The following is a 14435-nucleotide window of genomic DNA, read 5'->3' on the forward strand; positions in this document are numbered from 1 at the left end:
CGGGGCGCGGCCCGGGCCCGTCAGACCTTTTCGAGGCGTGTCCCGGGGCGAGTCCCGGGGTGCGCACCGTGCATCTCGGGCTCCAGCGACGGGGGCGAGCCGGGCAGCGGGCGGCCGGCCGACTCGGCCATGCGCCACACCGCGAACCCGCCGATCACGGCCGCCGCCATCATGTAGTAGGCGGGCATCATCACATTGCCGGTCACGCCGATCAGGGCCGTGACCACCAGCGGGGTGGTGCCGCCGAACAGGGACACCGAGACGTTGAAGCCGATCGACAGCGAGCCGTAGCGGACCCGGGTGGGGAACAGCGCGGGCAGCGCGGACGGCATCGCGGCGGTGAAGCACACCAGCAGCATGCCGAGCGCGCCCATGCCGGCGGCGACCGCGAGCAGCCCGCCGTCGCGGATCAGCAGCAGCGCCGGCACGGACAGCACGAGGAAGCCCGCACAGCCGGCCGCCATCACCGGGCGGCGGCCCACCCGGTCGGTCAGCGCGCCCGCGAACGGCTGCACGACCATCATCAGCACCATCACGCCGAGCACGACGACCAGGCCGTGCGTTGCGTCGTAGCCCAGCTCGCTGGTGAGGTAGCTCGGCATGTACGACAGCAGCATGTAGTCGGTGACGTTGAAGACCAGCACCAGGCCCACGCACAGCAGCAGCGCGCGCCACTGGCCGGTGACCATCTCGCGCAGCGGCACCTTCGGGCGCTCGGTCTCGGCCTTGGCGACCTCGGCGGCGAAGGCGGGGGTCTCCTCCAGCCGCATCCGCAGGTAGAGGCCGATGATGCCCATCGGGCCCGCGATCAGGAACGGGACGCGCCAGCCCCAGGAGAGCAGGTCGTCCGTGGACAGCAGCGCCGTCATCAGGGTGACCAGGCCGGCGCCGCCGATGTAGCCGGCGAGGGTGCCGAACTCCAGCCAGCTGCCGAGGAAGCCGCGCCGCTTGTCGGGGGCGTACTCGGCGATGAAGGTGGACGCGCCGGCGTACTCGCCGCCGGTGGAGAAGCCCTGCACCAGGCGCGCCGCCAGCAGCAGGATCGGGGCGCCCACGCCGATGGCGGCGTAGGAGGGGATCAGGCCGATCGCGAAGGTGCCCGCGGCCATCATGATCATCGTGAGGGCGAGGACCTTCTGCCGGCCCACGCGGTCGCCGAGCGGGCCGAAGACCATGCCGCCGAGCGGGCGGACCAGGAAGGCCGCGGCGAAGGCGCCGAACGTGGACAGCAGCTGGGCGGTGGCGTTGCCCGTGGGGAAGAAGACCTTGCCCAGGGTGACGGCGATGTAGCTGTAGACACCGAAGTCGAACCATTCCATGGCGTTGCCGAGCGCGGCCGCCTTCACGGCGCGCCTGACCAGCGCGGGGTCGGTGACCGTCGGGGGGCCGAGGGCGGGGTCGGGTGCCTGTGCCGCACCGGCCGTGCCGGGGGCGGGAGCGCCGGCGGGACCGGGGGCGACGGAGTGAGGGGCGACCTGAGCAGTCGACAAGACTTCGCTCGCCTGCCTTTCGTCGGGAACAGGGACGGGTCCGCGCGGCGGCGCTGTCGGGCGGGCCAAGCCAGCGACGATAGGCGGCGTTTCCCCCGTTACGTACGGTACGGGGATCGATGCATACTGCACGGAAATGCGGTGTGCGCAGGCATGTCGCGACCCCGGCGATCTTCGCCGGGGGTGGCCGGTTGTGATCCTTCTCGCGTCGCCCCGAGGCAACCGCATCCCGTCCGGACTATCGTCATCCGGACAAAAGAGAGAGGGCCGTCAGGTGAAGCGGCGGTGTCCTGCGTCCTAGCCGAGGGGTGCGCGCCCGCCGGGCGGCGCACGGCACCACCCCCGCACGGGACGCGCGGGGCGACAACGGGGCGGGAGGCCGACGAGGCGTGGCGAATGCGGAACACAGTGGGCGACCGGCCGAGACGTTCGGCGCGACGGCCGTGGGCGGCACCCGGGCGCGGCTGCGGGCGGCGCGCCTCGGACTGTGGCTGCTCGCCGCCGTCCTCGCGGTGCGCCAGGTCGCCCTCGTCCTCACCACCCCGAGCGGTGAACGCCTGACCGACCTGGAGACCTGGGTGGGCCCCGAGGGCGTGCTGCACGTCAGCGGCTCCCTCTACGACTCCACCGAGTTCACCGGCACGCCGTTCGGCGGGCTCGTCCTCAAACCGCTGACCCGGTCGGCCGAACAGACCCTCGGCTGGGGCTGGACCTTCGGCACCCTGCTGCTGGTGGTGGCGCTGGCGCTGATCGCCGCCCGCGCGCTGCCCCAGCCGGTCGGCCGGCGCACCGCGCTGCTCGCCGCGCCCGTCGCGGTCAGCCTGCTCATGCTGTCCCTGCCGGTGCGCAACACCCTCTGGCTCGGCCAGACGAGCGTCATCCCGGTGCTGCTCGTCCTGCTCGGCTGTTTCGTCGCCCACGGGCAGAGGGCCGGCGGCGTCCTCGTCGGGGTCGCGGCGGCCCTCCAGCCGACCCTGCTGCTCTTCGCGCCGCTGCTGTGGCTCACCGGCCGCCGCCAGGCCGCCACCGCGACGGCCGTCACCTTCGCCTCGGCCACCGCGCTCGCCTGGGCCGCCATGCCGCAGGACTCCGCCGCCTACTGGGTGCACCACCTGGCGGGCGTCGGCCTGGGCGGCCCCGCCGACGCCCTCGCCAACCAGTCCCTGCACGGCGCGCTGCTCCGGCTCGGCCTCGAGGGTCCGCTGGAGATCGCCCTGTTCCTGCTGCTGGGCGCCGCCGTCGTCGCCCTCGGCCTGAGACGCGCCGTCCACTACGCGCGCGACGGCCAGCTGCTCCTCGCCGTCGGCATCACCGGGTGCGCCGCCATAGCGGTGTCCCCGACCGCCTGGCAGCACCAGCTGCTGTGGGTGCTGCTCACCGTCGTCGGCCGGGTCGGCACACGCGCCCGCGACCGGCTGGTGTGGCCCGTCGCCGTCGTCCTGGTGATGACGCTGCCGGCCAAGATGATGCTGCCGAACATGGCGTTCCTGCACCCGCTGCGCGACAACGTGGTGCTGCTCGCCGCGCTGGCCGCCGCCACCGCCGTGCCGTTCCTCGGCCGCACCTCGCCGTACTTCCGCGAACCGGTGCCGACGCCGTACGCCCCGCCCGTGCCGGCCCGGTTCGCGTTCGTGCCGCTGCTGCCGTTCCTGCGGCGGGTGCTGATCCGGCCGAACCTGCTGCTGGAGCTGCTGCTCATCCGCGTCACCTACGCCGGATACGCCAGGGTGCGCCTCGCCGCGACCGGCGGCAGCAACGAGGCGGGCCGCGCCCGCGCCGAGGAGCACGGCGAGCAGATCCTCGACCTGGAGCGCCTGCTCCACCTGGACATCGAGCACGCGGTCAACCACGCCGTGGTGCAGGTGGGCTGGCTGCGGCAGTTCTTCGACTTCTACTACACGTCGTTCCACTTCGTCGTGCCGCTGACCGTGCTCGGCCTGCTCTACTGGCGCCGCCCCGTCCACTACCGCTGGGCGCGCTCCGCCCTCGGCTTCGCCACCCTGCTCGCCCTGGCCGGCTTCTGGCTGTACCCGCTGGCCCCGCCGCGTCTGATGCCGGACCTCGGCATCATCGACACGGTCCACGGCGTGCAGGACTTCTCCCAGCCCGACTACGGCACGCTGACCGCGCTCACCAACCAGTACGCGGCGATGCCGTCGCTGCACTTCGGCTGGTCGCTGTGGTGCGGCCTGGTGATCGCGGTCATCGCGCCCCGGGTGTGGATGAAGGCCCTCGGGCTGCTGCATCCGCTGTTCACGGCCGCCGCGATCGTCGCGACCGGCAACCACTGGATCCTGGACGCGGCCGGCGGCGCGGTCGTCGTCGGCGCCGGGTTCGGCCTGACGTACCTGCTTCAGGGCCCCCGGGCCCGCACGGTCACGGCGGCGGCCGAGAACAGCGAGCGGGACGCGGAGGACGCGAAGGGCGCGAAGGACGCGAAGGACGCGAAGGAGGTCAGCAGCTCTCCGTCCGCGCCGGAGAAGGACCGTACTCCGAGCTGATCCGGTACTCGCCGGGCGCGGTCATGGTGAGCCGGGTGAACTCGCCCGCGCGGGACAGGCACCCGCCACCGTCCACCCGCAGCCACGGCGAGTACGCGATCCGCACGGTCACCGTCCCGGGCCGCCGAACTCGCAGCACCAGCTCCGCGCCGGAGGTCCGCACCACCGACCCCGGCGCGGACACCAGCGGCACCGCGTCCCGGACCCGGAACACCGCCCAGTGCGCGTCCCGCCACACCGGCACCAGCCAGTCGGGCCGCCGCTCCCGCACCAGCCGCGCCTCCTCCTCGGCGTACCCGTCGGGCTTCCCGTCGTGCAGCACCACGAACCCGACCGCCCACCGGTCCAGCCACGCCCGGTACGTGGCGGCGGAAAACGAGCCGTCGTAGAACAGCCGGGCCCGCTCCATGTCGAGCTGCCGGTTCCAGCCCCGCGCGAGGTGGACGTGCGGGGCGAGCGCCACCGCCTCCCGGTGGTTGCGGGCGGGCACCGCCTCCACTCGCGTCCGGTCGGCGCCGAGGGCCTCCAGGGCGCGTACGACCCCCTCCGTCTGCGCCGCCCAGGCCGGGACGGATGTGGACACCTTCAGGTCGTCGACGGTCTTCTTGCCGGTCCACCCCACCGAGAACACCAGCGCGGCCACCAGCAGGCCGCGCCGCACCGCCCGCAGCCGCGGCTGCGCGAGCAGGGCCACCAGCAGCGCGACGGGAGCGGCGTACTCGGCGAACCGCTCGAGGTTCGTGCCGATGGGCGAGGGGATCAGGAACACCAGCACGGTCCCGGCCGCGTAGACGGCGCCGCTCCACCGCGCCACCCGCCAGGACGGCGGGGACAGCACCGCGACCGCGATCCCGAGGACCGCGGGTGTCCATATCCGGCCCGCGGGCATCAACTGCTCCCCGTGGAAGGGGAAGAGGAGACTGGTCACCCCGACCACCAGGGCGGGCGGCAGCATCAGGGCGACCGCGGGACCCGGCCGCCGCACCGGTACGTGGCCCGCCCCGACGACCGCGAGGAACAGCCCCGCGACCGGGGACGCCATGGTGGCGAGGGCGGCGTAGGCGCCGGTGAGGACGAGACGTTTCTGCTCGGTGAGGCGCGGACCGGTGAGGTACAGACACGCGGCGAGACCGAAGGCGATTCCCAGGGCGAACGTGGTGCGCCCCGAGGCCACGTTGCCCCACAGGCCGAGCGCGGCCAGCAGCGCGGGCGCGACCGGCCGGCGCGGCAGCGCCCGTGCGACCAGCACCGCCGCGATCCAGGTGGCGGCCAGCCCGGACGCCACGGTGAGCGCCCGCACCCCGACCGCCGCCATCAGGTACGGGGATATGAGGCTGTAGTTGGCGGTGTGCATGCCGCCGTACCAGAACAGGCTGTACGCCGACGAGCCGTGCCGCCCCGCGAAATCCGCCCACGCGTCCTGGGCGGCGAGGTCGCCGCCGCCGGTGGCCAGCACCGCCCACCACAGCGCGTACAGCGGCAGCACGGCCGACACGGCCAGGAGCGGCACGCGACGACGCCGGCAGAAGGAACGGACGGTCCGCCCGCGTTCCGGGGCCGGGCCGGGGCGCCGGAGCAGGGTGAGGTCGGCAGAGGGCACGATCATGAGGACGTCATACTCGGTCCCGGCGTTCACTCCTCAAGGGGGGTCCCATCGCCTGTCGTTGACGGATGGGATGCTCCCCGGATGACGGATCGACCGGAGACCTTCCTCGCCCACCTGCGCACCGCGGCCGTCGGCGTCCTCGAACGCTTCCCGGCCGAACTCAGGCCCGAGATCTACGCCTTGTCCTTCCGCGTCTGGCGGGTGGACGACGACGACCGCCGCCCGTACGTGGCCGTCGGCTACAACACCGAGACGCAGTACGAGCGGGAGCGCGCCCCGGACGACGACGGCGAGGCCCGCTGGAACTACGCCCACTGGCTCCTCGAGGGTTTCGAGACGCTCGGCAACGTCCCCGAGGACCCGGTCGGCAGCCGGGTGTACGAGGAGGAGGTCCGGAGTCTCGGCGTCTGGTACGACGGGGAGGTCGACCTGGACCGGCTGCTCGACGACGAGGACGTGGCCGCCCGCGCCGCACTGCTGCGCGCGCACTTCTGCGACGCCGTGATCGACCTGGCCCGGCAGCTGCACGCCGACGGGGTGATCGAGCGCGTCCTCGGCCGCCCGCTGCCGGTCGTCGTCTTCGACATGGCCCGCCCCGGCTGGGAGGCGCACGCCACCCGGGCCGCCAACCCGCCCGCGCTGACGGAGGACTTCACGGCGTGGCTGCGGGACGCCGGGGAGATCTGAAGCGCCTAGGATCCGGGACATGGCACGCGACATGGGGACCGGTGACTTCTCCCGCAGCTGGGGCGCGCTGCTCGCCGCCGTGGCCGCAATTCCCGGCGAGGACTTCGGACGGCCGTCCGGCTGCCGGGGCTGGCTGGTGCGGGACCTCGTCTGCCATCTCGTCATCGACGCGCAGGACGTCCTCATCACGCTCGTCACGCCCGCCGGCACCGCACCCACGGCGGACGCGACGACGTACTGGGACCTCGTCGACCCGCCCACCGGCGACGACCCGCTGGACGCGCTCATCCCGCGTCTGGCCGCCGCCTACGGCGATCCCGCGCTGTTGAGGTTCCACCTGGACGACGTGGGCTCCGCGGCCGGGCGGGCGGCCGGACTGGCCGATCCCGCCGCCCTCGTGAGCACCAAGGACAAGGTGCTGACCGCCGGCGACTACCTCGCGGCGTACGTCCTCGAATGGACGCTGCACCACCTGGACCTGATCGCCCACCTGCCGTCCGCCCCGCAGCCCCCGGCCGGGACACTGACGGCCGCCCGCGCCGCGCTGGAGCGGATCGCGGGCGCCCCGTTCCCCGCGGAACTGTCCGACACGGACGCCCTGCTGCTCGGCACGGGCCGGCGCACGCCCACCGCCGACGAGACCGCCGCGCTGGGCGGCCTCACCGCGCGGCTGCCACTGATCCTGGGCTGACACTCAGGAGCTCCGAGACAGGCGAAGGCGGCGGCCCCGGGGATCGGGGGGCCGCCGCCTTCGGTATCAGGGGTGACGCTCAGTACCAGTTGTTGGCCTGCCAGAAGGACCAGGCGTCACAGGCGCTGCCGTAGCGGTCCTTCATGTAGTCCAGGCCCCACTTGATCTGGGTGGCCGGGTTGGTCTTCCAGTCGGATCCCGCCGAGGCCATCTTGGAGGCCGGCAGCGCCTGCACCAGGCCGTAGGCGCCGCTGGAGGCGTTGGTGGCCTGCGGGTTCCAGCCGCTCTCGTGCGACACGATGTTCGAGAAGCACTGGAACTCGGCCGAGTTGCCGATCATCTTCTTCGCGGTCGCCTGGGCCGAGGAGGCGGACGCGGGGGCCGCCGTGGTCGCGGCCTGCGCGGGCGCGGCGGCGATCAGCGTGCCGCAGGTGGCGGCCGTCAGGGCGGCACCGGCGAGGGCCTTCTTCGGGGTGGCGACGGAGCGGAGGAGGGAAACGGCGGACACAGGCGGCCTTTCGGTCGGAAGCAGGGGAGTCGCGCGCCCGCCGTGAGGCGGGCAAACGTCGGCGCCGCGACCCGTGGAGGGCGTCGGCGCCTGGCGACTGCTCCACAGAAACAAATCCCGGGATTGCCCGCAAAGGTCCCTTTTACTACCGATGGTCGGAGGTGCCTGTCACCCCATGTCCGCAACGTCCGGTTTGGCGGGCGTCGGCGGGAAGTGAGGGAGCGGCCGGTCTACGGCCCTCCTTCGTATGTGACCCGGGTCATGTGGGGTGCTTCACCACCTCGCCCACGGCCCGCGCACGCACGCCTACCGAGGGGTGTCGCCGAAAGTGACCGGGGCCTCGAAAGCGGCCCGGCGCGTGGCGCGGCGCAGCGCCCGCAGCACCGTCGCGCCGACGGTGAGGGTGAGCACCACCGTGATCACGGCCCGCCCCAGGTCCCACCCCAGGGAGGTGGCCAGGCAGTACGCGACGAAGCGGGCCAGATTGGCGGACACCGGGTCGTCGCCGTCGAAGGCGATGTTCGAGGCCAGCGAGCTCATGAAGGTCCAGCCCGCCAGGTTCATCACCGTGCCGTAGGCGAAGGCGGCCAGAAAGCCGTACGCGGCGAGCATCCAGACCTCGAGGCGGCCCCGCAGCCGGTCCGGGCCGGGCAGGAAGCCCGCGCCCATCGTGAACCAGCCCATCGCCAGCATCTGGAACGGCAGCCAGGGGCCCACCCCGCCGGTGAGCAGCGCGGACGCGAACATCGTGACCGAGCCCAGGGCGAAGCCGAAGCCCGGGCCGAGGACCCGGCCGCTGAGCACCATCAGGAAGAACATGGGCTCCAGTCCTGCCGTGCCCGCGCCGACGGGCCGCAGGGCCGCGCCCGCCGCCGCGAGCACACCGAGCATCGCCACGGCCTTCGCGCCCAGGTCCGACTCCGACAGCGCCGCCCCCACCACGGCCACCAGCAGCACCAGCAGCCCGGCGAACAGCCACGGGGCGTCACCCTGGTGCGCGTTCACCGCCGCGTCGGGCGGGGCGAGGAACGGCCAGCCGAAGCCGGCCACGCCCACCGCGCTGACCAGGGCGAGCGCCAGCCAGGTGCGGGGACCGAGACGGAGGGCGCGGGCCTGGCGGTCCGCGGGCCGTGCGGGGGTCGGCGCGCTCATCGCTCCAGCGCCTCCTTGACCTGGGCGACCGTGAGCCAGGGCTGCGGCGCGAGGATCTTCGCCACCTGCGGGGCGAACGCCGGGGACGCCACGACCACCTCCGCCGACGGGCCGTCCGCGATCACCTCGCCCTCGGCGAGCAGCACCACCCGGTGCGCCAGCTCCGCCGCCAGCTCCACGTCGTGCGTCGCCAGGACGATGGCGTGGCCCTCGGCGGCCAGCCCGCGCAGGATCGCCGTCAGCCGGGCCTTCGCCGCGTAGTCCAGGCCGCGGGTCGGCTCGTCGAGCAGCAGCAGGAGCGGCCGGGAGGTCAGCACCACCGCGAGGGCGAGGGTGAGCCGCTGCCCCTCGGACAGGTCGCGCGGGTGCATGTCGTCGGCCACCGACGGCAGCAGCTCGTTGAGCAGCGCACGGCAGGTGCCGGGCTCCGCCTCCGCGTCCCGGTCGGCGGCCGCGCACTCCGCCGCCACCGTGTCCGCGTACAGCAGGTCCCGGGGTTCCTGCGGGACCAGGCCGACCTTGCGGACCAGGTCGCGGGGGCGGGTGCGGTGCGGGACCGCGCCGCCGGTGCGGACCGACCCGGAGGACGGGGCGACCAGACCGACCAGCGCGCCGAGCAGCGTCGACTTGCCGGCGCCGTTGCGGCCCATGAGCGCGACCGTCTCGCCGGGGACGACGGTGAGGTCCACATGGGTCAGCGCCCGCACGCGGTCGCGGCGGACGGCGAGGGACCGCACCTCCGCCACCGGCTCCGGGGCGTCGGCGCTCTCCTTCTTCACCCGTCCGAAGAGGCGTTTCGCCGGGGGAGCGGTCCGCGGCGGCGCGGTGTCCCGCGCGGGCTGCCCGCCCTCCAGGCGTTCCCGCAGCGGGGCCGCCCTGCGGCGGGCGTCGCGGACGGTCAGGGGCAGCGGGGACCAGCCGGCCAGCCGGCCCAGCTCGACCACCGGCGGGCAGACGGGGGACACTGCCATCACCTCCGCGGGACTCCCCTGCCGGAGCCGTTCGCCGGCGCCCGGCAGCAGCGCGACCTGGTCGGCGTACTGCACGACCCGCTCCAGGCGGTGCTCGGCCATCAGGACCGTCGTGCCCAGGTCGTGCACCAGGCGCTGGAGGACGGCCAGCACCTCCTCGGCCGCCGCGGGGTCCAGGGCGGACGTCGGCTCGTCCAGGACCAGCACCTTCGGGTGCGGGGTGAGGACCGAGCCGATGGCCACCCGCTGCCGCTGGCCGCCGGACAGCGTGGAGATGTGCCGGTCCCGCAGGCCGGCCAGGCCCAGCAGGTCCAGGGTCTCCTCCACCCGGCGGCGCATCACCTCGGGCGGCAGGCCCAGCGACTCCATGCCGTAGGCGAGTTCGTCCTCCACCGTGTCCGTCACGAAGTGGGACAGCGGGTCCTGGCCCACCGTCCCCACCACGTCGGCGAGTTCGCGCGGCTTGTGCGTGCGGGTGTCGCGGCCCGCGACGGTGACCCTGCCGTGCAGGGTGCCGCCGGTGAAGTGCGGGACCAGACCGCTCACCGCGCCCAGCACCGTCGACTTGCCGACGCCGGACGGGCCCACCAGCAGGACCAGTTCGCCCTCCGGGACCTCGAAGTCGACGCCTTGGACGGCGGGTTCGGCCGCGCCGTCGTAGGTCACCGACACGTTCTCGAAGCGGATCACGGCGTCGGCTCCTCGCGGGTGTCGCGGACCGCCTCGGGGGCGGGGGTGACGAAGGCGGGCAGCAGGCCGATCAGCACGGCCGCCGCCGGCCACAGGGGCAGGGTGGGCGGCTCCAGCGGGACCACACCGGGGTGCAGGGCCCCGGGATCCAGCGAGCCGGCCAGGACCAGGAGCGCCGCCACGGACACGCCGGACGCGGTGACCAGCCAGGCGCGCGCGTCCCACGGGTCCGGGCGGTAGCGGGTGCGCAGGGTGCGCCGGCCGCCCAGCCACAGGCCCGCGAGCGCCGACGCGAGCCCGGCGAACAGCACGGGCAGTCCGTAACTGCCGCCCGCGGCGGTGAGCAGCCCGTACGTGCCCGCGCACACGCCCAGCAGACCGCCGAGCGTGAGGGCGGCCGTGGTGCGCCGCACGGCGGGCGGCACCTCGGCGGTACGGCCGTACCCGCGCGCGTCCATCGCGGCGGCCAGGGACACCGAGCGCTCCAACGCGCCTTCCAGCACCGGCAGTCCGACCTGCACCAGACCGCGCACGCCCTTGTCGGGGCGGCCGCGCAGCCGGCGGGCGGCGCGCAGCCTGCGCACGTCGGCGACGAGGTTCGGCGCGAAGGTCAGCGCCACCACCACGGCCACCCCCAGCTCGTACAGGGCGCCGGGCAGCGACTTCAGCAGACGGGACGGGCCGGCCAGGGCGTTCGCGGCGCCCACGCAGATCAGCAGCGCGGCCAGCCGCAGCGCGTCGTACAGGGCGAAGGCGAGGCCCTCGGCGGTGACCCGGCCGCCCAGGCGGATGCCCTGCGCCCAGTCGGGCAGCGGCACCTCGGGCAGCGTGAACACGGTGTGGGTGCCGGGGACGGGGGAGCCGAGGACCACCGCGAAGGCGAGGCGCAGCAGCAGCACGGCGGCCGCGAGCTTCACGAACGCGCCGTAGGAGAGGGCCCACGGCGTGTGCGGGCGGCGGACGGCCACCACGTACCCGGAGACGGTGATCAGCAGGGCGAGCAGCAGCGGGTTGGTGGTGCGGGTGGCCGCGGTGCCCAGCGCGAGCGCCCACAGCCACCACGCGCCGGGGTGCGGCTGGGCGCGGCGCGAGCGCGGAACGGGGCCGCCGGCGGGCGGCGTCCCCCGCTCCGGGCGCGGCGGGGCGAGGCCCGGACGCCCGGAGCCGCGGGACTCACGCACGGCGGCGGACCTGCCAGACGGCGGCGGCGCCCAGTACGACGATCACCGTCGCGCCCCCGATCAGCCCCACCGAGGGCCCGGAGCCGCCGTCGTCCTGCGCGCCGGTCGGCTCCGTGCCGGTCCGCTCCGTGCCGGACGCGGACGTCTCTCCGTCCGACGTCCTGCCGCCGGTGGCCACCTGCTCGCCGCAGCCCTTCGCCGGATAGCCCTCGATCGCGCACAGCAGCGCGTTGCTGTCGTAGCGCAGGGGCTTGGCGACCGAGGCGAGGGCCTCCGCCGTCGTGGCGTCCTGGGCCACCTGCGCGCAGGCCGTGCGGCCGGCCGGCGGCCGCTCCCCGGACGGGGCGTCGGCGGGCGTGCCGAAGTCGAGCACCAGCGCCACCCGCTTCGTGCCGTCCTTCGCGGGCGTCCTCGCGCAGATCGCGCCGAAGTCGGCGGCGCCGCGCGGCTTGGCCGCGTCACCGGAGTCCTCGCTGACCGAGAAGCGGAAGCCCTGGACGTCGCCGTCCGCGGGCCGCGCCAGCGACGGACCCACGGTGGCGTACGTCCACGCCGAGCCGTCCCGCTCCCAGAAGGACCAGTAGCGGTACCCGGCGGCCGACGCCTGGCCGGCGCCGGCGAGCACGGGCAGCAGCGCGGCCAGGAACAGCACGGCGGCCCGGCGGATCACGGCTGCTGCCTCTTGGTGCGGTTGCTGATCAGGAAGCCGATGCCGATGCCCGCGACCAGGCAGACGCCGACGAACCACCACACGCCGAACGGGGAGGACTCGTCCTTCTCCTCCTCGGCGCTCTCCGCCGCCTTCGTGGTCTTCTCCGGGGCGGCCGGGCCGGTGGCCTGGAGCTGCTTCACCAGGTCCGTGCCGCCGAAGGCACGCGGGTCCGCGCCGGTCGCGTGGGCGGCGAGGATCAGCTGCGCGTAGGCGGCGGGCCCGCTCTGCGCGGCCCAGCCTGAGGCGTTCTTCTCCAGCCAGGCGTACGACTTCTTCGCCTGGGCCTGGTCGCCCTGGGCGGCGAGCGCGACCACCGCGTCGGCGGTGTTGCCGACGTCGGGCTGCTTCTCGGCGCCGGGCGTCGCGGCGAGCAGGTGACCCGTCGCGGCGAGCGCGCCGGCCAGGTGGGCGGCGCCGTTGGCGGCGGCCTGCTCGGGGGTGGTCGCCTTGACGCAGGAGCCGGCCGCGCCGCCCTCGCCCTTGCCGGGCTCGGCCAGCAGTCCCTGGCCGAGCGCGCCGAGCACGCCCGCCGCGGTCGCGTCCGCGTTGGCGGTCAGCGAGCCGTCCTTCTCCGGCTGGAACGCGAACGCGCCCGCGCCCTTGCCGGTGCAGGGCAGCTCCAGGCCGAGCAGCGCGTCGTAGGGGGACTTGCCGCCCTTCTTCACCTCGCCCGGCCGCTCACCGGCGGCGGCGAGCGCGCCGACGACCACGGACGTGGAGTTGGTGTCGCTGGCGCCGCCCGCGGTGTAGCCCCAGCCGCCGTCCTTGTTCTGCACGGACTTCAGCCAGCCGACGGCCTTCTCCGTGACGGCGTCGTGCCCGCCGAGCGCGGCGAGCGCCTGCACGGCGGCGGCGGTCTGGTTGGTGTCCACCATGGTCTTGTCGTCGCACGCGGCGGACGGGTCGGCGCGGAACGGCGCGAAGGAACCGTCGGCGCACTGCTGGCCGGCCAGCCAGCCGACGGCGGCCTTCGGCGGCTCGACCCCGGCGGCGTGCTGGGCGAGCAGGGCGAGCGACTGGCGCCACACCCCGTCGTACTGCGGGTCCGCGTCCCCGTACAGCGCGGACGGCAGTGCCTGCGGGGTCGGCGACGGGGACGAGTCGGCTGCGGCCGGTGCGGCGGCGCCGAGGACGGCGACGGCGGCCAGCACCGCTGCGCTGCGGCGGACGTTCATGACGGGCGGGTGCCTCTCCCTGAAGAGGGCCGGGCAGCGCGGGACACCCCGGCGGCTCGGCTCCGTATACCTCGACGGTGCCCGTGCGCCGGCGGGATGCCGGGCACGTGAGCCGGTCACGATCCGTACGGGGCAGTCCGGCTCACCGTCTCCTCGACGGCTCACGGTTGCGGGTCAGCGCCGGATTCGCACCGGCTTCCCCCCGTACGACTGTGATACGACCCGGCCACTGTACCCGCCCGTAGAACGGGCGTCCGGGGCGGTCGCGTGCGCGGGAAGAGGCACGGACGCGGGAGGTGACCGGGGTCACCCGGACGGTCCCGCGCACGCTCCGTCAGTCCCGCCCGGGCGGCGGCACCGTCAGGTCGATCAGCCGGCACACCGTGTCGATGTCCACGCCCACCTGCTCGATGGAGGCACGCCCGGACAGCCAGGTGATCAGCGTCGAGTGCCAGGTGTGCCCGATCACCCGCACCGCCGACAGCTGCTCGGGCGTCGGGTCCGCCAGGTCCGTCGCGTCCAGGACGATCGCCGTCGTCTGCCGGAAGACCTGCTCCACCTCCGCGCTCACACCGCGGTCCGCGAACGTCAGCGCCCGCACCATCGCGTCGGCCAGCAGCGGGTCGCGCTGGAGCGCGCGGAACGCCCGCATCAGCGTCCCGGCGACCCGCTCCGCCGCCGTCTCGCCCGCCGGCGGCTTCTTCCGCAGCGTCGCGTGCAGATGCTCCAGCTGGTCCTGCATCGTGGCGACCAGAAGGTGGATCTTCGACGGGAAGTACCGGTACAGCGTGCCCAGCGCCACCTGCGAGGACTCCGCGACCTCGCGCATCTGCACCGCGTCGAAACCGCCCCGCGAGGCCAGCCGCGCGCACGCCTGGAGGATGCGCCGCCTGCGGGCCTCCTGCCGCTCGGTGAGCGGGGAGGCCGGCTCGGCGCGCCCGGCGTCCGGCGCCGCCTTGGTCCTGTGGGCATCCGCGGGCATGGGTCCCGTCCGTGACAGTCGGTGAGGGGCGATGATCGGACAGCATGGCACGGCGTCCGCCGTGGCGTGAATCACCTGATCCACCGCTG

The 14435-nt window shown here is 74.6% G+C and carries 12 protein-coding genes and 1 riboswitch; of the genes, 3 read left to right on the top strand and 9 right to left on the bottom strand.

What is annotated here, in order from left to right; translation table 11 throughout:
* Positions 1–20: 20 nt before the first annotated feature.
* Entirely contained in the window at positions 21–1490 is a 1470-nt protein-coding gene (locus ACFOSY_RS19125) for an MFS transporter (RefSeq protein ID WP_394308385.1), read from the bottom strand.
* A gap of 389 nt (positions 1491–1879) precedes the next feature.
* On the opposite strand from ACFOSY_RS19125, the gene ACFOSY_RS19130 reads away from it, so the two are divergent.
* Entirely contained in the window at positions 1880–3991 is a 2112-nt protein-coding gene (locus ACFOSY_RS19130) for a bifunctional glycosyltransferase 87/phosphatase PAP2 family protein (RefSeq protein ID WP_394308387.1), read from the top strand.
* Here the strand turns inward: ACFOSY_RS19130 and ACFOSY_RS19135 are convergent.
* Entirely contained in the window at positions 3945–5597 is a 1653-nt protein-coding gene (locus tag ACFOSY_RS19135) for a hypothetical protein (protein WP_394308390.1), read from the bottom strand. The two genes, ACFOSY_RS19130 and ACFOSY_RS19135, sit on opposite strands and share 47 nt — an antisense overlap.
* A gap of 81 nt (positions 5598–5678) precedes the next feature.
* On the opposite strand from ACFOSY_RS19135, the gene ACFOSY_RS19140 reads away from it, so the two are divergent.
* Entirely contained in the window at positions 5679–6284 is a 606-nt protein-coding gene (locus tag ACFOSY_RS19140; RefSeq protein WP_394308392.1) for a hypothetical protein, read from the top strand.
* Positions 6285–6303: 19 nt separating this feature from the next.
* The gene (locus ACFOSY_RS19145) at positions 6304–6975 is read left to right on the top strand and encodes a maleylpyruvate isomerase N-terminal domain-containing protein (protein WP_394308394.1); all 672 of its coding nucleotides are present in this window, start codon (positions 6304–6306) and stop codon (positions 6973–6975) included.
* A gap of 79 nt (positions 6976–7054) precedes the next feature.
* On the opposite strand, the gene ACFOSY_RS19150 is transcribed toward ACFOSY_RS19145, so the two are convergent.
* From ACFOSY_RS19150 to ACFOSY_RS19180, 7 genes are all read right to left on the bottom strand, one after another.
* Positions 7055–7483 carry an aggregation-promoting factor C-terminal-like domain-containing protein gene (locus ACFOSY_RS19150; RefSeq protein ID WP_189480115.1) on the bottom strand — a complete coding sequence of 143 codons (429 nt, stop codon included), beginning with the start codon at positions 7481–7483 and terminating at the stop codon, positions 7055–7057.
* Positions 7484–7789: 306 nt separating this feature from the next.
* Positions 7790–8635: an ECF transporter S component gene (locus ACFOSY_RS19155; RefSeq protein ID WP_394308398.1), complete on the bottom strand. Its 846-nt coding sequence runs from the start codon at positions 8633–8635 to the stop codon at positions 7790–7792.
* Positions 8632–10296, bottom strand: coding sequence for an ABC transporter ATP-binding protein (locus ACFOSY_RS19160; RefSeq protein ID WP_394308402.1), 1665 nt, complete (start codon positions 10294–10296; stop codon positions 8632–8634). Before ACFOSY_RS19160 ends, ACFOSY_RS19155 begins: the two co-directional genes overlap by 4 nt.
* Positions 10293–11477: an energy-coupling factor transporter transmembrane component T gene (locus ACFOSY_RS19165; RefSeq protein WP_394308405.1), complete on the bottom strand. Its 1185-nt coding sequence runs from the start codon at positions 11475–11477 to the stop codon at positions 10293–10295. Before ACFOSY_RS19165 ends, ACFOSY_RS19160 begins: the two co-directional genes overlap by 4 nt.
* On the bottom strand, positions 11470–12147 hold the full coding sequence (locus ACFOSY_RS19170; protein WP_394308407.1) for an SCO2322 family protein: 678 nt from the start codon (positions 12145–12147) through the stop codon (positions 11470–11472). The genes ACFOSY_RS19165 and ACFOSY_RS19170 overlap by 8 nt, the downstream gene beginning before the upstream one ends.
* Positions 12144–13364: a prenyltransferase/squalene oxidase repeat-containing protein gene (locus ACFOSY_RS19175; protein ID WP_394308409.1), complete on the bottom strand. Its 1221-nt coding sequence runs from the start codon at positions 13362–13364 to the stop codon at positions 12144–12146. Before ACFOSY_RS19175 ends, ACFOSY_RS19170 begins: the two co-directional genes overlap by 4 nt.
* A gap of 147 nt (positions 13365–13511) precedes the next feature.
* A riboswitch (cobalamin riboswitch) is annotated at positions 13512–13564 on the bottom strand.
* Between the two features lie 134 nt (positions 13565–13698).
* Positions 13699–14346 (bottom strand): TetR family transcriptional regulator, encoded by a 648-nt coding sequence (locus ACFOSY_RS19180; RefSeq protein ID WP_394308412.1) that lies wholly within the window; start codon positions 14344–14346, stop codon positions 13699–13701.
* Between the last annotated feature and the right edge of the window lie 89 nt (positions 14347–14435).

The organism is Streptomyces lusitanus (assembly GCF_042647945.1).
GTDB classification, from domain to species: domain Bacteria; phylum Actinomycetota; class Actinomycetes; order Streptomycetales; family Streptomycetaceae; genus Streptomyces; species Streptomyces pseudogriseolus.